Origin of the sequence: Streptosporangium sp. LJ11 (genome assembly GCF_051918945.1) — a bacterium.
GTDB lineage: Bacteria > Actinomycetota > Actinomycetes > Streptosporangiales > Streptosporangiaceae > Streptosporangium.
On the sequence record NZ_JBPXMB010000011.1, the window covers coordinates 180,538 to 205,660 of the forward strand.

19 protein-coding genes and 1 riboswitch are annotated in these 25,123 nt (G+C 70.6%); of the genes, 13 read left to right on the forward strand and 6 right to left on the reverse strand.

Annotated elements, in window-relative coordinates; all coding sequences use genetic code 11:
- Positions 1-151 precede the first annotated feature (151 nt).
- The 6 genes from ACTOQ3_RS18210 to ilvC all read left to right on the forward strand — a co-directional run bounded on the left by ACTOQ3_RS18210 (position 152) and on the right by ilvC (position 9,398).
- Positions 152-1,933 carry a VanW family protein gene (locus tag ACTOQ3_RS18210; protein WP_440084571.1) on the forward strand — a complete coding sequence of 594 codons (1,782 nt, stop codon included), beginning with the start codon at positions 152-154 and terminating at the stop codon, positions 1,931-1,933.
- Between the two features lie 102 nt (positions 1,934-2,035).
- Positions 2,036-2,944 (forward strand): 2-hydroxyacid dehydrogenase, encoded by a 909-nt coding sequence (locus ACTOQ3_RS18215; RefSeq protein WP_440069111.1) that lies wholly within the window; start codon positions 2,036-2,038, stop codon positions 2,942-2,944.
- Positions 2,945-3,225: 281 nt separating this feature from the next.
- Positions 3,226-5,886, forward strand: a complete 2,661-nt coding sequence (locus ACTOQ3_RS18220; protein ID WP_440084572.1) for a putative bifunctional diguanylate cyclase/phosphodiesterase — start codon at positions 3,226-3,228, stop codon at positions 5,884-5,886.
- 177 nt (positions 5,887-6,063) lie between these two features.
- Complete coding sequence (locus ACTOQ3_RS18225) at positions 6,064-7,851, forward strand: acetolactate synthase large subunit (RefSeq protein WP_440084573.1); 1,788 nt, start codon at positions 6,064-6,066, stop codon at positions 7,849-7,851.
- A gap of 2 nt (positions 7,852-7,853) precedes the next feature.
- On the forward strand, positions 7,854-8,378 hold the full coding sequence (gene ilvN / locus ACTOQ3_RS18230; RefSeq protein ID WP_362693759.1) for an acetolactate synthase small subunit: 525 nt from the start codon (positions 7,854-7,856) through the stop codon (positions 8,376-8,378).
- 39 nt (positions 8,379-8,417) lie between these two features.
- Entirely contained in the window at positions 8,418-9,398 is a 981-nt protein-coding gene (gene ilvC / locus ACTOQ3_RS18235; RefSeq protein ID WP_362693893.1) for a ketol-acid reductoisomerase, read from the forward strand.
- 192 nt (positions 9,399-9,590) lie between these two features.
- On the opposite strand, the gene ACTOQ3_RS18240 is transcribed toward ilvC, so the two are convergent.
- Positions 9,591-10,451, reverse strand: coding sequence for a CAP domain-containing protein (locus tag ACTOQ3_RS18240; RefSeq protein ID WP_440084574.1), 861 nt, complete (start codon positions 10,449-10,451; stop codon positions 9,591-9,593).
- A gap of 366 nt (positions 10,452-10,817) precedes the next feature.
- On the opposite strand from ACTOQ3_RS18240, the gene ACTOQ3_RS18245 reads away from it, so the two are divergent.
- Positions 10,818-12,206, forward strand: a complete 1,389-nt coding sequence (locus ACTOQ3_RS18245; protein ID WP_440084575.1) for an MFS transporter — start codon at positions 10,818-10,820, stop codon at positions 12,204-12,206.
- A gap of 97 nt (positions 12,207-12,303) precedes the next feature.
- Here ACTOQ3_RS18245 and ACTOQ3_RS18250 read toward each other — a convergent pair whose 3' ends face one another.
- Positions 12,304-12,849 (reverse strand): DUF1707 and FHA domain-containing protein, encoded by a 546-nt coding sequence (locus ACTOQ3_RS18250; RefSeq protein WP_362693750.1) that lies wholly within the window; start codon positions 12,847-12,849, stop codon positions 12,304-12,306.
- Positions 12,850-12,937: 88 nt separating this feature from the next.
- Here ACTOQ3_RS18250 and ACTOQ3_RS18255 point away from each other — a divergent pair, with 88 nt between their 5' ends.
- The 3 genes from ACTOQ3_RS18255 (at position 12,938) to ACTOQ3_RS18265 (ending at position 16,975) form a co-directional block, all read left to right on the forward strand.
- Complete coding sequence (locus ACTOQ3_RS18255) at positions 12,938-13,513, forward strand: PadR family transcriptional regulator (protein ID WP_440084576.1); 576 nt, start codon at positions 12,938-12,940, stop codon at positions 13,511-13,513.
- Positions 13,514-13,605: 92 nt separating this feature from the next.
- Positions 13,606-14,313 (forward strand): ABC transporter ATP-binding protein, encoded by a 708-nt coding sequence (locus ACTOQ3_RS18260; protein WP_440084577.1) that lies wholly within the window; start codon positions 13,606-13,608, stop codon positions 14,311-14,313.
- A gap of 58 nt (positions 14,314-14,371) precedes the next feature.
- Positions 14,372-16,975, forward strand: a complete 2,604-nt coding sequence (locus ACTOQ3_RS18265) for an FtsX-like permease family protein (RefSeq protein WP_440084578.1) — start codon at positions 14,372-14,374, stop codon at positions 16,973-16,975.
- 160 nt (positions 16,976-17,135) lie between these two features.
- Here ACTOQ3_RS18265 and ACTOQ3_RS18270 read toward each other — a convergent pair whose 3' ends face one another.
- Positions 17,136-17,990 (reverse strand): hypothetical protein, encoded by an 855-nt coding sequence (locus tag ACTOQ3_RS18270; RefSeq protein ID WP_362693735.1) that lies wholly within the window; start codon positions 17,988-17,990, stop codon positions 17,136-17,138.
- A 295-nt stretch (positions 17,991-18,285) separates the two neighbouring features.
- On the opposite strand from ACTOQ3_RS18270, the gene serA reads away from it, so the two are divergent.
- Positions 18,286-19,875, forward strand: a complete 1,590-nt coding sequence (serA, locus tag ACTOQ3_RS18275) for a phosphoglycerate dehydrogenase (RefSeq protein WP_440084579.1) — start codon at positions 18,286-18,288, stop codon at positions 19,873-19,875.
- Between the two features lie 499 nt (positions 19,876-20,374).
- Here the strand turns inward: serA and ACTOQ3_RS18280 are convergent, their stop codons facing one another.
- On the reverse strand, positions 20,375-20,983 hold the full coding sequence (locus tag ACTOQ3_RS18280; RefSeq protein WP_440084580.1) for a C40 family peptidase: 609 nt from the start codon (positions 20,981-20,983) through the stop codon (positions 20,375-20,377).
- Positions 20,971-21,203, reverse strand: a riboswitch (cyclic di-AMP (ydaO/yuaA leader). It overlaps the preceding gene by 13 nt.
- 140 nt (positions 21,204-21,343) lie before the next feature.
- Here ACTOQ3_RS18280 and ACTOQ3_RS18285 point away from each other — a divergent pair.
- Both ACTOQ3_RS18285 and ACTOQ3_RS18290 read left to right on the forward strand, forming a co-directional pair.
- Complete coding sequence (locus ACTOQ3_RS18285; RefSeq protein ID WP_440084581.1) at positions 21,344-22,390, forward strand: 3-isopropylmalate dehydrogenase; 1,047 nt, start codon at positions 21,344-21,346, stop codon at positions 22,388-22,390.
- Positions 22,391-22,563: 173 nt separating this feature from the next.
- The gene (locus tag ACTOQ3_RS18290) at positions 22,564-23,658 is read left to right on the forward strand and encodes a branched-chain amino acid aminotransferase (protein WP_440084582.1); all 1,095 of its coding nucleotides are present in this window, start codon (positions 22,564-22,566) and stop codon (positions 23,656-23,658) included.
- 104 nt (positions 23,659-23,762) lie between these two features.
- On the opposite strand, the gene ACTOQ3_RS18295 is transcribed toward ACTOQ3_RS18290, so the two are convergent.
- Positions 23,763-24,353 carry a Uma2 family endonuclease gene (locus ACTOQ3_RS18295; RefSeq protein WP_440084583.1) on the reverse strand — a complete coding sequence of 197 codons (591 nt, stop codon included), beginning with the start codon at positions 24,351-24,353 and terminating at the stop codon, positions 23,763-23,765.
- Positions 24,354-24,455: 102 nt separating this feature from the next.
- Entirely contained in the window at positions 24,456-25,109 is a 654-nt protein-coding gene (locus ACTOQ3_RS18300; protein ID WP_440084584.1) for an O-methyltransferase, read from the reverse strand.
- Positions 25,110-25,123: the final 14 nt, after the last annotated feature.

Sequence of the window (25,123 nt, forward strand, 5' to 3'; positions counted from 1 at the left end):
TTCCCAGGGCGGCCCCGGCCTTCCGCCGGGGGTCTCACCCGACATCTTCGGCCCCACCGGGGCCGGAGCATCTCCCGGTCCAGGAGGCCCCGCCGCACCGGCCCGCGGGACGACGCTCCCCCCCGCCCCCCGGCCCCCGCAGCCCTGGCAGATGGCCTCCCCGCCGGAACGCCCCTTCCAGCGTGACGAGCCCACGCTCGTCCGCGGCGGCGACGGAGGGTTCCCGCAACCCGGCGGGCTCCGCTACGAGGAGCCGCCCCCGCGCCGCCGCGGGGCCCGCAGGTTCTTCCTGATCGTCCTCACCGTGCTGTTCGTCGTCGGGCTCGCCTACGCGGTGCCCGCGGTCATCATGTCCGGCAGGATGCTGCCGGGCACCACGGTGCGGGGCATCGACATCGGCGGCCTGACCGCGACCGAGGCGGCCGACAAGCTCAGGGACCGCCTGGCGGGCGAGGCCTCCGGGGAGATGACCCTCCTGGCCGCGGGCAAGCGCTACGACCTCGACCCCGGCAAGGCGGGGCTGGAGTTCGACGTGGTCGCCACCATCAACCAGGCGCCCAGCGACTTCCCCAGCCCCTCCCAGGTCTGGCGGGCCTTCACCGGCACCACCGAGCTGGAGCCCAAGGTCTCCGCCGACTCCGAGAGCATGCGGACCGCGGTCGCGAGCCTGGCCAGGAAGATCGACCTCAAGGTCCGCGAGGGTTCGGTCACGTTCGAGGGCGTCAAGCCCGTCGTCGTGACGCCCCGCGACGGCAGGGAGCTGGAGCGGGAGGCCGCGATCACCGCGATCACGAACGCCTTCCTCGGCCCGTCGAAGGAGGTCCGCCTGCCGGTCTCGGTGATCAAACCGATGGCCGGGCGGGAGGCGGTCGAAAAGGCCGCGGCCGACGCCGGCAAGGCCCTTTCAGGGCCGGTCACGCTGACCTTCGCCGGCAAGCAGGCCCAGCTGCCGGTGGAGACCCTCGCCGCCCACCTGTCCTTCAAGCCGGACGGTTCCGGCGGCATGGAGCCGGAGTTCGACGCCAGGAGCGCGGTCGCCTCCGTGGAGGGCGACCTCGTCGACCCGGTCCTGGCCCCGCGCGACCCCACGTTCCAGATCGTCGGGGGAAAGCCGAAGCTGGTGCCCGGCCGCAGGGGGAAGGGCATCAACGACGAGCGGCTCGCCTCCGACGTGGTCGAGATGATCGCCGGTGACGGCGACCGGACGATCCCGGTGCTCCTGACCACCGTCAAGCCGCGGATGTCCGACGCCGAGGCGCGCAAGCTCGGCATCAAGGAGCGGATCAGCCAGTTCACCACGCCCTACGCGTGCTGCGTGCCCCGGGTCACCAACATCAGGACGATCGCCAGGCTCCTGGACGGCTACCTGGTGAAGCCGGGCGAGACCTTCTCGCTCAACGGCGTCATCGGCCAGCGTGACACGGCCCGCGGCTTCGTCCCCGCCCCCATGATCCAGGGCGGCAGGCTGGTCGACTCGGTCGGCGGTGGCATCTCCCAGTTCGTCACCACCATGTACAACGCGGTGTTCTTCGGCGGTCTCGAGGACGTCCAGCACGTGGCGCACGAGTTCTACATCTCCCGCTACCCGGCCGGGCGCGAGTCCACGGTCTCCTGGCCCGAGCCCGACTTCCGCTGGAAGAACGACTCGCCGTACGGCGTGCTGGTGAAGACCTCCACCAGCGACACCGGGGTGACCGTCGCCTTCTGGAGCACCAAGCGCTACGAGATCGAGTCGATCTCGTCCGAGAGATACGACATCACCCCGTTCAAGGACGAGACCGACAGCGGTCCCGACTGCATCGAGATGGTCGGCCAGAACGGTTTCACGATCGACGTCTGGCGCGTCTTCAAGCAGGACGGCAAGGAGATCAAGCGGGTCAAGAAGACCACGGTCTACCGCCCCGAGCTCAACCTGAAGTGCGTGCCCGAATAGCGGGGCCGCGCCTGCTCCTCACCACGCCTCTCCTTTCCTCCACCCGCTCTCCGGAGTGGCCGGCGGGGCGGCGGCGCGGGTGTGCGGCTGGATAATGCGTCCATGAAGATCTGGGTCCCTTCCAAAGCCGCGGCCGATGTCCTGTGCGACCTCCCGGAAGTGGAGTGCGTCGTCTACGACGGCACGGAGCCGGTGCCCGAGGGCGCGCACGAGGCCGAGGTGTGGATCCCGCCGCTGATGCCGGTGGCGGACCTCCCCGGGCTGCTCGCCCGGATGACCGGCCTGCGGCTGCTGCAGACCGTCACGGCGGGAGTCGACGCCTACCGGCCGCACCTGCGGGAGGGGGTGACGTTGTGCAACGCCAGGGGCGTGCACGACGCGGGCACCGCCGAGTGGGTGGTGGGAGCGATGATCTCCGTGCTCCGGGAGTTCCCCGGGTTCGTCCGTGCCCAGCTCCGGGGCGAGTGGACCTATCACCACACCGGGGTGCTGGCCGACTCCACGGTCCTGGTCGTCGGCTACGGCTCGATCGGCGAGGCGCTGGAACGGCGGCTCGACGGTTTCGAGGTCGACGTCGTCCGGGTGGCCAGGACCGCCAGGCCGGGTGTGCACGGCCTGGACGAGCTGCCCGGCCTGCTGCCCGGGGCGGACGTGGTGGTGCTGCTCGTCCCCTCGACACCCGAGACCACCGGGATGGTGGACGCCGGGTTCCTGGCCGCGATGAAGGACGGCGCCCTCCTGGTGAACGCGGCCAGGGGCCCGGTGGTCGACACGGACGCGCTCGTCGCCGAGTTGCGGGGCGGCCGGATCCTCGCCGCGCTCGACGTCACCGCCCCCGAACCCCTGCCCGCGGACCACCCGCTGTGGACGGCGCCGGGAGTTCTCATCACCCCGCACGTCGCGGGCAGCAATCCGGCCTCGGTACGGCGCACGCTGAAGCTGCTCCGCTCCCAGCTGCTGCGCTACCTCGCGGGCGAGCCGCTCAAAAATGTGATCACGGGTTCGTACTGACCGGCAAAGGAATCCGGACCGTGGCTGCCTCGTGACCTGCGGTGCGTACCGTCGGTTAAAAGTGATCTCCGTGGCTCGCGCGGTTATCAGATCGGTGACGACTACGGCGTTGTCGCCCCTCGCGCGGACCGGACGGCACACACTGGCCCTGTGCCGGTGCGAGCGCCGAGGACGAAGGACGACGCGCTCACGCCGGCAGCGCGAGTGCGGCGAGCAAGGGATGCTGCGAAAGCGAAACACATCGACGAGACACACCAAACGACACTGATGGGCAGACGACATTGATCCGCTGGCGTGACCCCCGGGTACCGCTGACCGCCGCCGCCATAGGCGTGGTGGGGCTCGTTGCCGCTCTGGTCAGCGGCGCTCCCGCAGTGGTCGTCGAGGCGGTGGCGGGCGTCGTCACCGCCGCGGCCGCCGCGGGCTCGCTGTTCACCGCCGCCTCCAAGGTGATCGACCGGCGCAGGGCGCTGGCCTGGCGCTGGCTGGCCGGGGGTTCGCTCACCTGGCTGGCCGGGGTGGGGGTGCGGCCGATCGCGGACGGCGCGCCCTTCGTGGTGACCTTCGCCGACCTGGTGCTCCTGGCCGGTACGGCCATGATCGCGGTCGGCACCGCGCTGTCGGCGGCCAGGCCCGCGCGCGGGCACGCCCTGCTGCGCGACCTCGCCGACTCCTACGTGTGCGCCGCCGCCATCCTGGTGATCCTCTGGGTGTCGCTGGTGGGCCCGGTCTACGGCGACGCCGGTGACGCGGGCGACGCCGCGGTCAGCTTCGCCTCGCCGCTGTTCTGCCTGATCCTCGCCTGCGTCGTGGGCCCCGCGGTGGTGCCGATCCGGCGGTCGGCCTGGCCGGTCGGCCTGGCCGCGCTGGCCGTGCTCGCCACCGTCGCGACCTCTGAGACGATCACCGCGCTCGCCCGGGTGAGCGGAGACACGCCGTCCCTGACCTGGGTGTGGCTCGCCCCCGCCGCGTTCCTGGTGCTCGCCGCGGTCCCGTGGAGCGGGCCCGCGACCCGGCCGCCCGAGCCCGCGGACGACGAGCCGTCCGTCCGCGAGAGCACGTCGTCGCTGATCGCGGCCGTGCCGCTGTTCCTCGTCGGCGTGGCCACCGTCGTGGTGCTCCTCCGCGTGATCAGCGGCGGGGTGCACGGCCCGCCGGCGGTCCTGGCCTCGGTGTGCGCGTCGATCGTCGCCGTCCTGCTGGTACGCCTGTTCGTGACGCTGCTGGAGACCGGGCGGCTGCGGAGCCTGCTCCATCTCGGCGAGCGGCAGCTGCACGACCTCGCCGAGAGCGCCGGGGACGTGGTCATGCTGTGCGACTACGACGGCGTGGTGCGGCAGATCGGCGAGGGCGTCGAGATCACGTACGGCTACCGCCCCGACGACCTGGTCGGCGGGAGGATCTTCGATTACATCCATCCCGAGGACGTGCCGGGAATCCAGGCGGCGCTGAGCGCGATGAGCCTGGAGGAGGAGGCCGAGGAGGGGCCGGGCGCGTGCATGGTCGCCTGCCGGGTCCGGGCCTCCGACGGGACCTGGCGGCCGGCCGAGTCGGTGGCCACCCGGCACGTGCGCGGCGAGGACCTGCTGCTCGTCACCACCCGCGACATCAGCGACCAGGAGGCCCTGCGCAGCCAGGTCGCCCACCTCACCTTCCACGACGGCATCACCGGCCTGCCCAACCGGGCCTACTTCGAGGAGCGCACCCGGGAGGTGCTGGCCCGTCCGGGCACGTGCAACGTCGCGGTGGTCTTCCTGGACCTGGACGGCTTCACCGCGGTGAACGACTCGGTGGGTCACGCCAGCGGCGACTACCTGCTCGGCCAGGCGGCCCGCAGGCTGCGCGCCGCCGTACGGACCGACGACACCCTCGCGCGCTGGGGCGGTGACGAGTTCGCGGTGCTGCTGGAGGCGCCGGTCGACGCCCAGACGGCGGTCGACCTGGCCGAGCGGCTGGTCCGCACGGTCTCGTCCGAGCCGTTCCGGGTGGCCGACCGCGACATCGCGCTGACCGCGAGCGTCGGGGTGGCCTTCGCCGCCGACGACGTCTCCTCCGCCGACCTGATCCGCAACGCGGACGTGGCGATGGCCAGGGCGAAGGAGCTGGGCGGGCGCCGGGTCGAGGTGTTCGCCGCGCACATGCACGCCGACGTGGTGCGGCGCCTGGAGCTCGCCGCCGACCTGCAGCGGGCCCTGCTGGAGAACCAGTTCGCGATCGAGTACCAGCCGGTGGTCGACCTGGCCACCTCGCGCGTCACCGCCGTCGAGGCGCTGGTGCGCTGGTGCCGGGGCGGCGAGTTCGTCCCGCCGGAGCAGTTCCTCGGCCCGGCCGAGGACACCGGCCTGATCGTCCCGCTGAGCGAGTGGATCCTGCGCGAGTCCTGCCGGGAGGTGGCCGCCTGGCGCGCCTCCGCCTGGGAGATCGGGCTCTCGCTCAACCTGTCGGCCCGGCAGATCATGGCGCCGCGCTTCGTGGAGACCGTCGAGGCGGCCCTGGTCGAGAGCGGGCTGCCGCCCAGCGCGCTGACCCTGGAGGTCATCGAGGAGATGCTGGTCGAGGACGCGGAGGAGACCATCACCCGGCTCTCCGAGCTGCGCGCCCTCGGGGTCCGGCTCGCCATCGACGACTTCGGCACCGGTTACGCCTCGCTGGCGTTCCTGCGGCAGCTTCCGGTCGACATGATCAAAATCGACCCGTCCTTCGTGTCGGGGCTCGGCCGTGACGAGACGCTGACCCTGCTGACCCGCACGATCGTGCGGCTCGGTCACGACCTGGGGCTGATCGTCGTCGCCGAGGGCATCGAGCGGCCCGAGCAGCTGGAACTGCTGCGCGAGATGGGCTGCACCCGCGGTCAGGGGTTCCTGGTGGCGCGCCCGATGGCCGCGCGCGGCGTCGACTCGCTGATGCGCACCAGCCTCTCCAGCCTCGGCACTCCCGCGTGACCTCGCATCTCGGACTCTGAGATATGTGTCCCATGAATTTGACGCGGGGGTGCCGCGTCGGCCATGGTGGAGCCATGCAGCTTCACCGTGGGATTCTCGTAGTACTTCGCCGGCGCGCGGGCCGATAGCCGAAGCACTACGACCTGCGCGCCGCCCCAGCTCCGCCGACCAGGCGGAATGGGGCATTTTTTATGCCATTACGCATGCTCAGCCACAAGGAACGAGCCGATGACCGAACAGATGACAGGAGCCCAGGCCCTCGTGAGGGCGCTGGAGCACGTCGGGGTCGACACCGTGTTCGGGATCCCGGGCGGCGCGATTCTCCCCGCCTACGATCCGCTCTACGACTCGGTCAAGGTCCGGCACGTGCTTGTACGGCACGAGCAGGGCGCGGGTCACGCGGCCCAGGGCTACGCGCAGGCCACCGGCAGGGTCGGGGTCTGCATGGCGACCAGCGGTCCCGGCGCGACCAACCTGGTCACCCCGATCGCCGACGCGTACATGGATTCGGTCCCGATGGTCGCGATCACCGGCCAGGTGGCCAGCAACGCCATCGGCACGGACGCCTTCCAGGAAGCCGACATCTCCGGCATCACCATGCCGATCACGAAGCACAACTTCCTGGTCACCGACCCGAACGACATTCCCAGGACGATCGTGGAGGCCTTCCACATCGCCTCGACGGGGCGTCCGGGGCCGGTGCTGGTCGACATCGCCAAGGACGCGCTCCAGGCGAAGATGACGTTCGAGTGGCCGGTGGTCATGCAGCTGCCGGGCTACCGGCCGGTGACCCGGCCGCACTCCAAGCAGATCCGCGAGGCGGCGAAGCTGATCGTCGAGGCCAGGCGGCCCGTCCTCTACGTGGGCGGCGGCGTGCACCGGGCGGGGGCGTCGGCGCAGCTGCTGGAGTTCGCCGAGCTGACCGGCATCCCGGTGGTCACCACGCTGATGGCTCGGGGCACCTTCCCCGACAGCCACCCGCAGCACATGGGCATGCCCGGCATGCACGGCTCGGTGTCGGCGGTCGGCGCGCTGCAGAGGTCCGATCTGATCATCGGGCTCGGCGTCCGTTTCGACGACCGCGTCACCGGCCAGCTGTCCACCTTCGCGCCGCACGCGAAGGTCGTCCACGCGGACATCGACCCGGCGGAGATCTCCAAGAACCGGCACGCGGACGTCCCGATCGTGGGCGACTGCAAGGAGGTCCTCTCCGACCTGATCAGCGTGGTGCGCAACGAGGAGCGCAAGGGCGACTACGCCGACTGGTGGACGGCGCTCAACGCCTACAGGGCGACCTACCCGCTGGGCTACACCGAGTTCGAGGACGGCTCCCTCGCCCCGCAGTACGTCATGGAGCGGCTGGGCGCGCTCGTCGGCCCGGACGCGATCTACACCGCGGGCGTCGGCCAGCACCAGATGTGGGCCGCGCAGTTCATCGGTTACGAGAACCCCGGCACGTTCATCAACTCCGGCGGCGCGGGCACGATGGGCTTCGCCCTGCCTGCGGCGATGGGCGCCAAGATGGGCCGCCCCGACACCACGGTCTGGGCCATCGACGGCGACGGCTGCTTCCAGATGACCAACCAGGAGCTCGCCACCTGCACCATCGAGGGCGTGCCGATCAAGGTCGCGATCATCAACAACGGTAACCTGGGCATGGTCAGGCAGTGGCAGACGCTGTTCTACAACCAGCGTTACTCCAACACCGACCTGCAGACGGTCCGCCGGATCCCCGACTTCGTCAAGCTCGCCGAGGCGTACGGTTGCGTGGGGCTGCGGTGCGAGCGCCCGGAGGACGTGGACGCGACGATCAAGAAGGCCATGGAGATCAACGACGTGCCGGTGGTCATCGACTTCGTGGTGCACCAGGACGCCATGGTGTGGCCGATGGTCGCCGCCGGGACCAGCAACGACGAGATCAAGTTCGCGCGCGACATGGCGCCCGTCTGGGACAGCGAGGACTAGGCATGAGCAGGCACACGCTCTCCGTGCTGGTGGAGAACAAGCCGGGCGTGCTCGCGCGCGTCGCGTCACTGTTCAGCCGCAGGGGGTTCAACATCGACTCGCTGGCGGTCGGGCCGACCGAGCACGCGGACATCTCCAGGATGACCATCGTGGTCAACGTCGCCGACCTGCCGCTGGAGCAGGTCACCAAGCAGCTCAACAAGCTCGTCAACGTGCTGAAGATCGTGGAGCTCGACCCGGCGCAGTCGGTGCAGCGCGAGCTCACCCTGATCAAGGTGCGGGCCGACGCGGAGAACCGGTCCAGCGTGCTGGAGCTGGTCAACCTGTTCCGGGCACGCTGCGTCGACGTCTCCTCGGACGCGGTGACCATCGAGGTCACCGGCACGCCGGACAAGCTGCAGGCCTTCATCAAGGTCCTGGAGCCGTTCGGCATCAAGGAGCTTGTCCAGTCGGGCATGGTGGCCATCGGCCGCGGAGCCCGTTCCATCACCGACCGTTCTCTCCGGGCCCTGGACCGGACCGCGTAACGCGTACGAGAAACCCGAAAGGTTAAGCAAGTGACTGAGATCTTCTACGACGACCAGGCCGACCTGTCGATCATCCAGGGCCGGCACGTCGCCGTTCTGGGATACGGCAGCCAGGGCCACGCCCACGCGCTCTCGCTGCGCGACTCCGGCGTGGACGTCCGGGTGGGTCTGCCCGAGGGTTCCAAGAGCCGGGAGAAGGCGGAGGCCGACGGCCTGCGCGTGCTCACCCCCTCGGAGGCCGTCGAAGAGGCCGACCTGACCATGATCCTCGCGCCGGACCACATCCAGCGCCACCTGTACGCCGACCACGTGGCCCCGAACCTGGTCGAGGGCGACGCGCTCTTCTTCGGGCACGGCCTCAACATCCGCTACGGCCTCATCGAGGCTCCCGAGGGCGTGGACGTGGCCATGGTCGCTCCCAAGGGCCCCGGCCACCTCGTGCGCCGCCAGTACACGGCGGGTCGCGGCGTGCCGTGTCTCGTCGCGGTGGAGAAGGACGCCAGCGGAAACGCCCTGGAGCTCGCGCTGTCGTACGCCAAGGGCATCGGCGGCACCCGCGCCGGCGCGCTGAAGACGACCTTCAAGGAGGAGACCGAGACCGACCTGTTCGGTGAGCAGGCCGTGCTGTGCGGCGGCGTGTCCGAGCTGATCAAGGTCGGTTTCGAGACCCTGATCGAGGCGGGCTACCAGCCCGAGGTCGCCTACTTCGAGTGCCTGCACGAGATGAAGCTGATCGTCGACCTGATGTACGAGGGCGGCATCTCGAAGATGTACTGGTCGGTCTCCGACACCGCCGAGTACGGCGGCTACTCCCGCGGCCCGCGCATCGTGACGCCGGAGACGAAGAAGGAGATGCAGCGCATCCTCGCCGAGATCCAGTCCGGCGAGTTCGCCAAGGAGCTGGTGGAGGAGTTCGACGGCGGCCAGAAGAAGTTCACCGCCTACCGCGAGGAGATCGCCGAGCACCCGATCGAGAAGACCGGTGCCAAGCTCCGCCCGATGATGAGCTGGCTCAAGTAACGGCGCCCGGTCTCACAGCGCTCGGATTCACAGCGCTCGATTCGCGGCGTTCAGGTCACCGGGGTCAGGTGGCCGCGCTCGGGGAGAGCAACGGCCCGTGCCCCCCGCGACGAGTTCACGTCGCGGGGGGCACGGGCCGTTTTCCGTCAGGTGCCTTCCGGGTGCCGGTGGGGGACCGGCGGCCCGGGGTGCCTAGTGCCTGGCGAAGTTCTGGGTCCAGTAGATGCCCCGGGAGCTGTTGGCCACGCCCACCCCGAGGTGGGTGTAGGCGCAGTTCACGATGTTGGCCCGGTGGCCGGAGCTGTTCATCCAGGCGGTGACCACCTCGGCCGGGGTGCGCTGGCCCATCGCGATGTTCTCGGCCCAGGCCCGCATCGGGCTGAACCCGCTCGCCTTGATCCGGTCGGTCATGTCGCGGCCGTCCTGCGAGGTGTGGCTGAAGTAGTTCTTGGCCGCCATGTCGTCCGAGTGGCCCTGCGCGGCCGAGCGCAGCTGCGGGTCGGAGACGAGCGGGCCGCAACCGTTCTTCTGCCGCTCGACGTTGGTCAGGCGCACCACCTCCTCGGACAGGGAGGAGCCCGGCGCCGAGCTGGGAGCCGGGGTGGGGGTGGTGCTGGCCGAGGGGGTCGGCGCCGGAGTCGGCTTGGTGGTGCCGGTCGGGGTGGGGGTCGGGGTGCTGGGGGAGCAGCCGAGCCTGACGGGCTTGGAACGGCCGTTGTTGCCCCGGTAGTCGGTGACGACGGCGTAGTAGACGCCGGGGGCACAGCGCAGCTTCACCGTCACCCGTCCGTTGGTCCCCTGCCGGGACGCGCTCTTGACGATCGGGTCGGTTCCGGGGACGGCGCGCTTGATGCGGATGCGGACCAGGGCGGTGTCGTCGCAGCCCAGCCGCGCGGCGGAGGCCTGGATCCGTCCGGCGGCGTTGACGTACGGCTTGGCGGCGTACACACGGCACTCGGCCTGGGGAGCGGCCGCGGCGTGAGCCGTGGCGATCGGCGTGCTGAGGGCCGCCAGGCTCCCGAGGCAGAGAAGTGCCCCTAGCGGTCTGCGCATGTCGGTTCCTCCAGTTGGTTAGGCGCTGGATGGACTCCGCATTCTGTCGGGGACGGATCGCTCTTGTCAGCAAATTCCGGACATTAACTGTGGGTCCCAGGTAAACCAGAGTGGCGGCAGAGGCGTCGGGGGTCGATGGTGCCCGGGTCGCGCTTCAGCCCGCTTAATCCCGATATTTCCGTTTATGGGCAGCCTGAGCTGGATGTATGCCACGTGGATGGAGGGCCTGCCGCCGGATCGCGCGGGACGGACGGCGGTCCCGTCGCCCGGCACCCCCGGCCGGGTGGAGCCGAAATATTCTCGCCTTTCGCGGGCCGCCCCTCCTCGGGACCTACCGGGCGCCCACTCGCTGCGATTGAATGTGGCATGGTCTCCCCGGCGCCCTCCCCCGCCGTCGTCACCGTGTCGCGCGGCGTGCGCGTCGGCTACGGTATCGGCTCCGTCTGCACCGCCACCTTCTCCACGGTCCCCGGACTGCTGCTGCTCTTCTACATGACGAACGTGCTCGCGGTTCCCGCCTGGATCGCCGGCGTCGTGGTCTTCCTGCCCAAGCTCTGGGACATGTTCATCAACCCCTGGGTGGGCCAGCGCTCCGACCGGACGGTCTCCCGCTTCGGCGCCCGCCGCCCCTGGATGCTCCTGGGTGCGGTCACCCTGCCGGTGACGTTCGCCCTCACCTTCGCGGGTCCCCCGCTCACCGGTGTCCAGGCCGCCCTGTACGTCGCCTTCTTCTACTTCCTCACCGCGACGGCCTACGCCTTCTACGAGGTTCCGTACAAGGCGATGCCGGCGGAGATGACCGACGACTACCACGAGCGCTCCTCGCTCCTGCAGTGGAAGATGGTCTTCGTCGGCCTGGGGATCCTGCTCTCCGGGGCCGGCGCGCCGGCGATCGCGGGCACCGACGTCTCCGGCCACCGGACCATGGGGCTGCTCATCGGCGCCGTGCTGCTGGTGTCGATGCTCGCCGCCTTCTTCGGCACGGCCCGCGCCCCGGTGATCGCGCGGGCCGAGGCGGAGCCGTCGATCGCCGCCCAGTTCGCCGCCGCCCGCTCGAACAAGACGTTCATGGTGCTGCTCGGCTTCAGCTGCGCCCAGATGTTCGCGGCCGGTGTCATGCTGGCCGGCGCCCCGTACTTCGCCACCTACACGCTGGGCGACCCGACGGCGACCACCACGCTCTTTTTGGGCATCGTCGGCCCGCTGCTGATCACCATGCCGCTCTGGGTCTGGCTGTCCAAGCGCTACGACAAGCGCGGCGCGATGGTCCTGTCGTCGGCGCTGTTCCTGGCCGGCGCCGCCGGGATGGCCTTCTCCGGCCCGCTCGGTTCGGCGTACGCGCACGCGTGCGTGCTCCTCGTCGGCGTCGGCTACGCGGGGTTCCAGCTGCTGCAGTTCTCGATGCTCTCCGACGTGATCGTCCACGACGCCCTGGTCACCGGCAAGCGCCGGGCCGGGGTGTTCACCGGGCTCTGGACGGCCGCGGAGACCGTGGTCTTCGCGTTCGGCGCGCTCGTGCTCGGCTGGCTGCTGGCCGCGACCGGGTTCGTCGAGTCCGACCCCTCGACGCCGGTCGCGCAGCCCGAGTCGGCGACCACGGCGGCTCTGTACGGCTCGACGCTGCTGCCCGCGATCCTGATGGGAGTCAGCATCCTGCTGACCATGCGCTACACCCTGACTGCGGCGAAGATCAAGGAGGCCCAGGGCGCCGCCGCCGAGACCCCGGTCGGCACCGTCGAGGCCCAGGAGGGCTGAGGCCGTTCCCGCCCGGAGGCCGCGCCACGGTCCGAGGTGATCGTGTCGCGGTTCGAGGCGACCGTGGCGCGGTCCGGGGCGGCCTGGGCGCGGCCGGTCAGAGCATCTGGGGTGTGATCATCAGGAAGCCGCAGTCCCCGAAGGAGACGACGTCGCCCGGCCGGACCTTGGCCGGGCCGACCAGGCGCCAGTCGTTCAGCCGGGTGCCGTTCAGCGAGCCGAGATCGACCAGGACCCAGCCCTCCTCGTCGCGGCGCAGCTCGGCGTGCACCCGGGAGACGGTCAGGTCGGCGAGGACCAGGTCACAGGCGGAGCCCCGGCCCACCACGTAGCGGGTCCTGCCGTCACCGGGCAACGCGAGCCGGGGCAGCCTGGGGCGTCGCCAGGCCGACTCCACACGCTTGGTGAAGTCGGAGGCGGAGGCGACGGCCTCGGTGACCATGCGGCGGAACCGGCCACGTTGCGGCAGGTCGGCGACCAGGTTGTCGAGCTCGCCCTGGTTGCGCGCACGCAGGGCCATGTCGACGCGGCCGAGGAAGGTGTCGTGCGACAGGCGCCCCTCGACGGCACGGTCACGCAGCTCGTTGATCGCGCGATCGCGGTCCCCGTCGGAGGCGCGGGCCGGGGGATGCGTCGAGCTCATCCTCCGAGTATCGGCCCCAGGGGCGGAACCTGTCCAGAATATGCAGATCTCTTGCCTCATGGATACTGCGTATGCATACTCAGTATCCATGGCGATCCGACAGGGGCTCCTGGCCCTGCTGAGTCAGGGGCCTCGTTACGGCTACCAGTTGCGTGCCGAGTTCGAGACGTCGACAGGGGCGACCTGGCCGCTCAACATCGGCCAGGTCTACACGACGCTCTCCCGCCTGGAACGCGACGGCCTGGTGAGCCCCGGTGAGCAGGACGAGCAGGGCCGGGTCGTCTACTCGATCACCGAGGCCGGTCTGGCCGAGATGGGGCGATGGTTCGGCACCCCCGTCGCCCAGTCGGACCGGCCCCGGGACGAGCTGGTCATCAAGCTCGCCCTGGCGGTCACCGCCGCCGCGGACGTGCGGCCGATCATCCAGGCCCAGCGCACCGCGACCATGCGCACGCTGCAGGCGTTCGTCCAGGCCAGGCGCGCGAGCGCCGAGAGCCCCGCCCAGCGGCTGGTGCTCGACTCGATGATCTTCCAGGCCGAGGCCGAGCAACGCTGGCTCGACCACTGCGAGGCCGTGCTCACGGCCTCCCCCCGGCCACGGAGGCCCGCGGACGCGGAACACCCGAACGCAGAGGTCCCGGACACAGAATCTTCACGCGCGTGATCTCCCGACGCGCGATCCCCCGACGCAGGAGACGGACAGTTGACATCTTTTCCACAACCACAGCCAGGGACCCGCACACCGGGGGGACCCAGATGACCTTCGACCCGGTCGTCCGGCTCGCGGACGTGACCCGCACGCACGGCGACGGGCCCCGGACCGTGGCGGCGCTGCGCGGGGTGAGTCTCGACGTCGGCGCCGGAGAGCTCGTCGCGGTGATGGGCCCCTCGGGGTCCGGCAAGTCCACCCTGCTCAACCTCGCCGGGGGCCTCGACCTGCCCACCTCGGGCTCCGTGGTCGTGGAGGGCACGCCGCTGGCGAGCCTGCCGGCCGGGGAACTGGCCGGGCTCCGGCGCAGGCACGTGGGCTACGTCTTCCAGGACCTCAATCTGATCCCCTCGCTCACCGCGCTGGAGAACGTGACCCTCCCGCGCGAGCTGGACGGGATCGCCTTCAAAAACGCCCGCAGCGAGGCGATGGAGGTGCTCGCCGAGGTCGGCCTCGGCGAGGTCGCCGGCCGCTTCCCCGACGAGATCTCCGGTGGCCAGCGGCAGCGGGTCGCCATCGCCCGCGCGCTGGTGGGGGAGCGGCGGCTGATCCTGGCCGACGAGCCCACCGGCGCGCTCGACACCCCGACCGGCGACGACATCCTCCGGCTCCTGCGCACCCGCTGCGACGCGGGAGCCGCCGTGCTGCTCGTCACCCACGAACCCCGCTACGCCGCCTGGGCCGACCGGGTGGTCTTCCTGCGCGACGGCGAGATCGCCGACTCCACCGCCGCCCCCCTGGAGAGCGCCCGATGAGCGGGCGGCCGGACACGCGCGGCGCGTTCACGGGCCCGCGGCGGGCGGGGGCGGCCGCGTGAGCGCGATCATCGCCGCCCTGCGCCTCTCCCGCCGGGAGATCGGTCGGGCCAGGGGGCGCAGCGCGCTCATCATGGTCATGATCGGCCTGCCGGTCCTGCTGCTCACGGCGGGCCTGACCTGGCAGGCCACCGGGGACGTCACGCTCAGGGAAGGGCTGGACTGGAACATCGGCGCGGCCGACGCGCACGTGCGGGGTACGGCCTTCGACAGGCCGGTGCGGCAGAGCGCCGGCGCCGAGATCTTCCACGCGGCGGGCCGCGGCGTCAAGCAGCGGGCCCTCACCGAACAGGAGGTCCTCACCCTCTTCGGGCCGGGCAGTCGCGCGATCCCCCTGCGCGGCCTCTGGACCGGCTACGAGGCGGCCGGCGCCTACCGGGAGGCCGAACTCCGGGAGATCGACCTGCACGACCCGATCACCACGGGCATGTACACGCTCCGGTCAGGGCGCCTGCCGCGGGTGGCGGGGGAGGTCGCGGCAGGCGCCGCGCTGGGGCTGCGGGAGGGGAGAACCCTGACCCTGACCGGTACGAGCACCGCCGTCACCGTGGTCGGCGTCGTCGAGTCCCAGAGCGAGCCCGAAAGCCTCGAGATCGTCGCGCCTCCGGGGACCGCGCTCGACGACACCGGGAAGGCCGGTACGAGCTGGCTCGTCGATACCTCCGCCCCGGTCTCCTGGCAGCGGGTTCGCGAGATCAACCAGCACGGTGTCAGGGTCCTCTCGCGAGCGGTGGTCAACGATCCGCCTTCCGCGGGGAACGGTCCGGAGGATCCGTTCCCCCACGTGTCGGTGCGGACGTCGGACGTCGTGATGGCCGTCCTGGGCGTGGTCATCGTCGTGCTGGAGGTCGTCTTCCTGGCCGGACCGGCGTTCGCCGTCGGCATCCGGCGACGCCGGCGCGAACTCGCGCTGATCACCGCGCAGGGCGGCTCGCCCCGCCACCTGCGCGGCGTCGTCCTCGCGGACGGGCTCACCCTCGGGCTCGCGGCCTCCCTGCTCGGAGCCGCGGGCGGGATCGGGATCGGCGCGGCCGCCGCGCCGTTCGTCCACCGCGGCCCCCTGGAGGTGCCCGCCGGCCTGGTCGCGCTCGCCGTGCTTCTGGGGGTGGTGAGCGCGCTGCTCGCGGCGGTCGTCCCCGCCGTCCAGGCGTCACGGGCCGCCGTGGCGGAGGTGCTGGCCGGTCGCCGGAGCCGGGCGAGGGAACGTCGTGGCCTGCCGGTGCTGGGAGTGGTGCTCCTGGCGGTGGCGATGGCGGTCATCCTTCTCGGCGCCACCTTCCTGCAACGGTGGGATCAGCGCGTGCCGTGGCAGCCGATCAGCATGCTGCTGGGCGCGGTGCTCGGGCAGCTCGGGCTGATCCTGCTGACGCCGTGGCTGGTCGGCGTCGCCGCGCGCCTGGCCGCGCGGCTGCCGCTGCCGTTCCGGATGGCCGCCAGGGACGCCGCGCGCAACCGTGGCCGCACGGCCCCCGCCGTGGCCGCGGTGCTCGTCGCGACCGCCGTCTTCGCCACCGTGGCGGTGATGGTTTCCAGCCAGACCGCCCGGGCGCGGGAGCGCTACATGCCCCAGTACGTGGGGGGAAGCACTGTCGTGTCCTCCTACGCGGCCAATCCCGCGGTCTGGCGGGAGATCAAGAAAGTCGTCACCTCCGCCCTGCCCGGAGTGCCGTTGATCGAGGTGGGAAAGTTCGCCGGGCCCGGCTCGCGACCTGTCAACCTCGTGGTCCAGCCCGGCTGCGCGAGGGATTGCGGGGTGTTCCTCTCCCGCGCGTTGTTCCGCCCCCCGCCGATAGGCGGCGCCGACCTGGTCCGCTATTTCCTGCGTGGTCCCGATCCCGCCGCCGAGACCGCTCTCGCCGCGGGCAAGGCGGTGGTGTTCGACCCGAGGGTGTTGCGCGACGGGAAGCTGGTCTTCACGACCGAGGTCACGAAACGCGTCACGCACTCGGTGCCCGCCGTCGTCCGGCGGCCCCCGGGCGAGCCGCTGGTGACCGCGGTACTACCCGTCTCGTTGGCGGCCGAGCTGGGCCTCGCCGTCCGCCACGACACCCTCGTCGCCGATCCGGCCGCGGTGAGTACGACGCCGCAGCAGGAGGAGCGGCTGAACGCCGCCGTCCGGGAGGTCAGCTCCACCACCACCGCCGAGGTCGAGCGGGGTTTCCGTGGCGACGACATGGCGACGCTCCTCGCCTTCGCCGCCGGCGCGTCGGTCCTCGTTCTCGGGGGCACGTTCGCGGCGACCGGCCTGGCCGTGGCGGAGGGCCGTCCCGACCGCGCCACGCTGGCGGCGGTGGGGGCGGCGGGCCGCGTCCAGCGCCTTCTCGTCGCCGGACAGGCCGCGTTCGTCTCCGGCCTGGGGGTGGGGGCGGGGACGTTCGTCGGGCTGGTCGCCGGGGTGGCGAGCGTCTTCAGCGGGTTCTACCGCACCCGGGCCTCCGGGATCGGAACGGTGAACGACATGCCGTCCGACCTGGTCACCCTCGTGGTCGACGTGCCCTGGCTCGTGGTGGCGGGCGTGCTGGTCGGCCTGCCCCTGCTGACCGCGCTGCTGGCCGGGCTGTGCGTCCGGACGAGGGTGGTGCTCACCCGCCGCCTGACCTGACCCGCCGTTCCGGGCCGTGCCCGGCCTTCGCCCGGCGCTCCGGGGGCGGCCGGGCATCGGCGCGCGCGTACGCGGGATCCGGATGGCGGTGATCAGGCCGGATCGCGAGACCTCCCCATCGGCACGCCCCGGCCCGCCACCGCCCGGCCGGTCGGGGCGCTCAGTCGGTGACGTCGGCGCAGACCACGTGGGCGCCCAGCTCGACCATCCGCTGCTCGCTGCGCGCGTCGGCGACCCTGGCCATCAGGATCGGCGCCTCGCTCGCGGCGAGCTGCGGCAGCCGGGCGCGCACCCCGCGATGGATGTCCCTGACCACGTCCTCGGCCGCCGACATGTGCACCTTCACGTGCAGCATGATTCCCGGCGCGCCCGAGGAGGTGCTGGCCTCGGAGATCCACACGTGGTGGACGAGCGGATAGTCGACGAGCAGCTGCGAGATCGCGGCGCGCAGCGCGGGCAGGATCGGGTGGTCGCACCGGCGGTATCCCGGGTCCACCATCTGCATCGGGCCCGACAGGTGCGGCCGGGGCGCCGGGATCCACGGCTGGGAGGGCGCGGCGGGCACCGGCGCTCTCGGCGGGCGCGCGGGCGCGGGACGCGAGACCGTGGCCATCGCCCCGGTCGCGTACGCCGTCGGCGCCGCGCTCGACAGCGCGGGCGTGGGGCCGCTGCGCGTCGAGAGCAGGTAGCGCTGGAGATCCTCGATCGGCACGGCCGCGGCCGCAGGGCCCGCCGCGTCGATCACGATCTCCCGCACGCCGGTGACGCGCTGGATGTCGAGGATGGTGTCGGCGTCGCACGCCGACAGCGAGTGGCTGCCACGGTGCCGCGCGTAGGTGTCCGCCGAGGTGTAACCGAGCAGGACACGATCACCGGCCTGGGTCGTGCCGAGCACGACGGAGCGGTCGGGTCGCACGGCAACCAGGAGTCCCCATTCGGCCAGCGCCGCAAGCAGCCGGTGCGGGTCGCCGTGCTGCGCGAGCACGTTGCCGAGAGCGGGGTTCCCGATGCTCATATGAGGAACGATAGGTAGTGGACCACGGCTTATCAGGGTAATCGCGAAGTTTTCCTGGGATCAATACCAACTTGAATTTTGGGTGCATGAGATCTGTCAAGGACGGGTAACCGCCTCATGGGTCGCGGAGCCCTCTCGCGTCCCGCGAGCCTCCCAGGGCTTCCGGAAGGCCTCGGAAGGCGCCCGGGACGGCGTGGGGCGTCTCGGATCGCGGGACACTCGTGAACGCGTTCACAAGCGCCGATAGACTACGTGAGGTCCGTGCACCCCTCACCGCCTAGTAAGGATCCAGCCTGTGAACAAGCCCGTCGTACTGGTCGCTGAGGAACTTTCCGAGGCCGGTCTCGCGGTTCTGGGCGCGGACTTCGAAGTCCGCCACACCGACGGCGCCGACCGTGCCCAGTTCCTGCCCGCCCTCGCCGACGTGGACGCGCTCATCGTGCGCAGCGCCACGCAGGTCGACGCCGAGGCGATCGCCAACGCTCCCAGGCTCCGTGTCGTCGCCCGCGCCGGCGTCGGCCTGGACAACGTCGACGTGGAGGCGGCCACCAAGGCCGGAGTCATGGTCGTCAACGCGCCCACCTCCAACATCACCAGCGCCGCCGAGCACACCGTCGCCCTCATTCTCGCCTCCGCCCGCAACGTCGCCCAGGCGCACTCCGCGCTCAAGGGCGGCGAGTGGAAGCGCTCGAAGTACACCGGCGTGGAGCTCGACGAGAAGGTCGTCGCGATCCTCGGCCTCGGCAAGATCGGCCAGCTGGTCGCGCAGCGCCTCCAGCCGTTCGGCGTCGAGCTGATCGCCTACGACCCCTACCTGCAGCCGGCCCGCGCCGCGCAGATGGGCGTCCGGCTGGTCTCGCTGGAGGAGGCGCTGAGTGAGGCCGACTTCATCACCGTGCACCTGCCCAAGTCCAAGGAGACCATCGGTCTCATCGGTGACAGGGAGCTCCACACGGTCAAGCCGAACGTCCGCCTCATCAACGTCGCCCGCGGCGGCATCATCGACGAGAACGCCCTCTACTCCGCGATCAAGGAAGGTCGCGTCGCCGGCGCCGGCATCGACGTGTTCCCGAAGGAGCCGGTCACCGACAGCCCGCTCTTCGAGCTCGACCAGGTCGTCGTCACCCCGCACCTGGGCGCCTCCACCCACGAGGCCCAGGAGAAGGCCGGCACCCAGGTCGCGCGCAGCGTGAAGCTCGCGCTCGCCGGGGAGTTCGTGCCGGACGCGGTCAACGTCCAGGGCGGCGCCGTCGCCGAGGACGTCAAGCCGGGCCTGCCGCTGGCCGAGAAGCTCGGCCGGGTGTTCACCGCCCTCGCGGGCGAGGTCGCCACCAAGCTCGACGTCGAGGTGCGCGGTGAGATCGCCTCCCACGACGTCCGGGTACTGGAGCTGGCCGCGCTCAAGGGCGTCTTCACCGACGTGGTCGAGGACTTGGTCACCTACGTCAACGCCCCCCTGCTGGCCAAGGACCGCGGCGTGTCGGTCGAGCTGATCACCAGCTCCGACAGCCCCGACTGGCGCAACGTCGTGACGGTCCGGGGCGTCCTCGCCGACGGCCGCGCGGTCTCGGTCTCCGGCACCCTGGCCGGGCCGAGGCAGATCACGAAGATCGTCGAGGTCAACGGCTACCAGATGGAGATCGAGCCGACCGACCACCTGTCGTTCTTCACCTACACCGACCGCCCCGGCATCGTCGGCGTGGTCGGCCGCATTCTCGGCGACCACTCGATCAACATCGCCTCGATGCAGGTGGCCCGTGACGCCAAGGGCGGCAAGGCGCTCATCGCGCTCACCGTCGACACCGCCATCCCGGCCGAGGTGATCGACCAGATTGGTTCGGAGATCGGCGCCGACAGCGGCCGCTCGGTCGACCTGGCCGACTAGCCGTACCGCCGACGTGGCCGCCGCCCCGGGGACCGGGGCGGCGGCCACGTCTCGTCTCAGCATGTGAGAAGTGCGTACGCCGGGCGAGACGGTTTTCCCGCGGACGGGTAACCTGGAGTCAAATGCGCCAGGTTCTCGTAATTCCTACCTGCCGCGGCGAGGCCTGACAGGGGCAGGCCGGCGACTCGCCGCGGTGTCGTGGCGCATGCCGGCCCCAAGCCCCCGCCGCCGGTCCGTGATCCGGACCCGCGACATCAGGCCTGGTCGGAGTCCCGACCGGAGTCTCGACCACCTTCCTTGCCGGCATGCGACCGAGACGAGATTCGCCATGTACGACATGTATCCCTGGAACCGTCCCGAGGAGACCGAGGACGAGGCCATCGACGCGCTCCAGACCGCTCTGGACCGCAGGGACAACGGCGGTGCTCCCACCCGCTGAACCCGTTCTCTCCACCGCCGGGGTCTCCACGGCCTCCCAGCGGTGATCCGCCGGCGTGTCTCATCCGTCGGTCACGGCTTCGGTCGCGAGCTCGACCCGCTTGGCCAGCTGAACCCCCTGCGGGTCGGGACGCACCGCGCCGACGAAGGATTCGCGACGCCAGGAGTCGAGTTTCTCCTCCTTGACCACGTCGCCGGTCCGCGGGGCGTGAACCATGTAGCCGGGCTTTGTGATCATGCCGACGTGGCCGAGGCCACTGAAGAAGGCCAGGTCACCGGGCTTGAGATTCTCCCAGGTGATCTTTTTGGAGAAGGCGGCGTACTGGTCGTTGGTGACGCGGGGGAGCTTGATCCCGGCTGCGCCGTAGGCGCGGAGCACCAGGCCGGAGCAGTCGAAGCCGCCGTTGCCGGTGCCGCCCCAGACGTAGGGCGTTCCGCGCTTGGACATGGCCCACTTCACGGCTTTCTGCCAGGCGGGCTTGACGGCCGTGGCCTTCAGCGCGTCCTTCAGCGCGGGGGTGTTGAGCGCGGCGGGCCCGGGGGCGGGGGGCGGTGATGCGGCCAGGGCGGCGGTCGAGGTCGCGCACACCGCGGCGCCGGCGACGATCATGGAGGCGGAGATGGACAGGACACGGGGGAGAACTGTGCCGGACAGGGTGATTCCTTCCATAAGGCCGGCCGGGTGAGCTGTCGGGCTCGGGCGTGGAGGCCGCCCTACGGCGCGAGAACGCGCTGATTCGCCCCAAGGAATCCACCTGATGACGGCCGGGAACGCGCTCCGGGGGAGGAGCGGGGTGCCCGGGGTCCGGTAGATCCCGTAAAGAGTGGTTCCCCGGCTCCGTGCGGGCCCGGTAAGGGGATGGCCCGTACGGATTAGGCATTGACGTGAATGGGAGGACCATAACGAAACCTCTCGAAACGGTCAATACCAAGCAAAGATGGACAAAACGATCAGAGGCCTCGTCGGGCGGATGTGTCCGGAGGATGAGACCGGTGTTCGATCACCGAGACGGACCGGTAAGGTGCCTGCATGGATTCGCGTAACATTCGCCTGGCGGTCATCCCCGGGGACGGAATCGGAGTCGAGGTCGTCACCGAGGGGCTGAAGGTCCTCGAAGCGGTCGGCACGAAGGTGGAGACCACCACCTACGACCTCGGTGCCAAGCGCTACCACGAGACCGGCGAGACCCTGCCCGATCCGGTCCTCGACGAACTGCGCGGATACGACGCGATCCTGCTCGGCGCGGTCGGCGACCCCAGCGTGCCCCCGGGCGTCCTGGAGCGCGACCTGCTGCTCAAGCTCCGCTTCCAGCTCGACCACTACGTGAACCTCCGCCCGGTCAAGCTCTTCCCCGGCGTCGAGACGCCGCTGGGCAAGGCCCGTCCCGAGGACATCGACATGGTCGTCGTCCGCGAGGGCACCGAGGGCCCGTACGCCGGTGCGGGCGGCGTCATGCGCCGGGGCACGCCGCACGAGATCGCCACCCAGGAGTCGCTGAACACCGCCCACGGCGTCGAGCGCGTCGTGCGCTACGCCTTCGACAAGGCGCTGGGCCGCCCCCGCAGGAAGCTGACGCTGGTCCACAAGACCAACGTGCTCACCTACGCCGGCGACCTCTGGGCCCGCACCTTCGACCGTGTCGGCCTGGAGTATCCCGACGTCCAGACCGACTACTGTCACGTCGACGCGGCCTCGATGTTCTTCGTCAGCCAGCCGGAGCGCTTCGACGTGATCGTCACCGACAACCTCTTCGGCGACATCCTCACCGACATCGGCGCGGCGATCGCCGGTGGCATCGGCCTGGCGGCCAGCGGCAACGTCAACCCCGACCGCACCGCGCCGAGCATGTTCGAGCCGGTCCACGGCAGCGCCCCCGACATCGCGGGCCAGGGCAAGGCCGACCCGACCGCCACGATCCTGTCGGTCGCCATGCTCCTCGACCACCTGGGCATGGCCGCCGAGGCCGCCAGGGTCGAGCGGGCCGTCGCCGACGACCTGGCCGAGCGGCCGGCCGGCCGGGCCGGCCGGACCACCCACGAGATCGGCGACGACATCACCGCCCGAGTAGCCGGCTGAGGAAGCCGCCCTCCTCGACCCCGACGCGCCTGGCGGCTCACCCGAGCCGCCAGGTGCGTTTTTGTTTCTCCAGCACTGCCGGTTTTCGGCATAGATGGAGTAGTTTCCCGTTACCCGGTCCGACGCAGAATGGACCCAAGGGTAAGCCAGACACCAAGAGAAGGATCCGTGCGATGACCACCGCTCAGAAGCTCAGCTTCGACGTGCAGCTCTCCGACCACGCTCGCACCGCGGCAGAGCGCGAGCAGGTACTGGCGAGCCCGGGGTTCGGTCAGGTCTTCACCGACCACATGATCTCGATCGACTACACCGAGGGACGGGGCTGGCACGACGCCAGGCTCATGCCGTACGGCCCGCTCACCCTCGACCCCGCGACGTCGGTCTTCCACTACGCGCAGGAGCTTTTCGAGGGGCTCAAGGCCTACCGCCAGGAGAACGGCACGATCGTGACCTTCCGGCCCGAGGCCAACGCCGCGCGCTTCAACACCTCCGCGGCGCGGATGGCCATGCCCGAGCTGCCCGAGGAGACGTTCGTCGAGTCGCTGGAGCTGCTCGTGCAGACCGACCGCGAGTGGGTGCCGACCACGCCGGGACACAGCCTCTACCTGCGTCCTTTCATGATCGCGACGCAGCCGGCGCTCGGAGTCAACTACCCGTCCAGGACCTACAAGTACATGGTCATCGCCTCCCCGGCGGCGGCCTACTTCGGCGGGGGCAAGGCCGTCACCGTCTGGCTCTCCACCGAGTACACCCGCGCGGCCCCCGGCGGGACCGGCTTCGCCAAGTGCGGCGGAAACTACGCGGCGGCCTTCGTGGCCCAGCGCCAGGCCGTCGAGCAGGGCTGCGACCAGGTGGTCTGGCTCGACGCGGGCGAGCACCGCTACGTCGAGGAGATGGGCGGGATGAACCTGTTCTTCGTCTACGGCGACCGCCTGCTGACCCCGGCGCTCACCGGCACGCTCCTGCCCGGCATCACCCGCGACTCGATCCTCTCCTTCGCCTCCGACCTCGGCCTCCACGCCGAGGAGGGGCGCCTGTCGGTCGAGGAGTGGCAGCGGGGCTGCGAGACGGGCGAGCTCACCGAGGTCTTCGCCTGCGGCACCGCCGCGGTGGTCACCCCGGTCGGCTCGGTCAAGGGCGCCGACCGCGCCTGGACGATCGGTGACGGCACCCAGGGGCCCGTCACCTCGAAGATCCGCGAGGAACTCGTGGGCATCCAGTACGGATCCCGTCCCGACCCGCACAGCTGGGTCCACAAGATCTGCTAGTCCCGCCCGAAGGAGATCCGCGGGGACCGGCCGGCAGAAGTGTCCACCGGTCCCCGCGCGGGAGGCCCGGTCTCCCACCCGGCCCGGCCTCCTGGCGGGCGGATCTATCCCTCGATCAGCTTGCCGGTGTCGATCGTGAGATTCCAGGGCGCGGGGAGCTCAAGGGGCTCTCCGAGGATCACCTGGTGTTGCTGCTGGTAGCCCCTTTCCCCGGGGTGGCTGAGCAGCCGGGCGAGATTTTGGGTGGCGTCGATCACCAGATAGAGCGGGACGCACGCGATCGCACAGTTCTCGGGCTTGGTGACGTGGTCGTCGTCCCGGCTGCTGGGGGAGACCACCTCCACGACGAGCAGCGTTTCTTCGGCATAGACGTTCTCGTCGTCCCACATGCGGGGGAATTTCGGCACGACGAGGAGATCGGGCCGATAGCGATCTTTCTGGACGCCCAGGAAGAGCTTGACGTCGTATACGGGATGCCAGCCCTGTTCCGTTGCGAACGGGATGAGCTGGATCAGCAGCTGCAGGATGATCTTGGCGTGGTTGAGGGTAGGCAACTCCCTCACCACGATCCGGCCGTTGATGAGCTCGACCTTGCGGTCGGGCCACTGATCGCAGGTCTTCTGGTAGTGCCGTTCGAGCTCCTGGTGGTTGGTGGACATGGGCTTCGCCTCACGACGGTCCAGGGTCTTGGCCATGCGGTCATCCTTCCCTCCACGCGGGTGGGCGCAACGTGTTTGTCGCGTCGCTTAAAGTAATCGAAAAGATTCCCGCGCGCCCGCGATCCGGGAAAGTTCTCGTCAGTGCTTTCGAATCATGGTGAGCCCGTCGGCGATGGGGAGCATGATCGAGGTGACCCGCTCGTCGGCGCTGACCATGTCGTTGAACTCGCGGATGTGCCTGACGGTCTCGTCGTCCCTGCTGGGATCGGCGACGTGGCCGCTCCACAGGGTGTTGTCGACGAGGATCACCCCGCCGGGGGCCAGGCGTGACATGAGGATCTCGTAGTAGACGGGATAGTTGACCTTGTCGGCGTCGATGAACGCCAGGTCGATGGCCGGGTGTTCGGGAAGCTCGCGCAGCCGCTCGGCCGCGGGGCCGATCCTCAGCTCGATGCGGTCGGCGACCCGCGCCTTGTCCCAGTAACTCCGGGCGATCGCCGTCCACTCCTCGCTCACGTCGAAGCAGGTGAGCCCGCCGCCCGGGGCGAGCCCGCGGGCGAGGCAGATGGAGGAGTAGCCGGTGAAGGTGCCCACCTCCACCGCGTTCCTGGCGCCGCCGAGCTGGGCGATCATGGTGAGGAAGCGCCCCTGGTCGGGGGAGATCTGCATCGACGCGTTGTTGCCGGTCAGCTCGCGGGTCTCGAGCGCGAGCGCGTCGAGGACGTCGTCGGGCTGGGTGGTGTGCGCGAGCAGATACTGCCCCACGGTGGGGTCGAGATAAGTCGCCTTCATGGGGCCCATTCTCG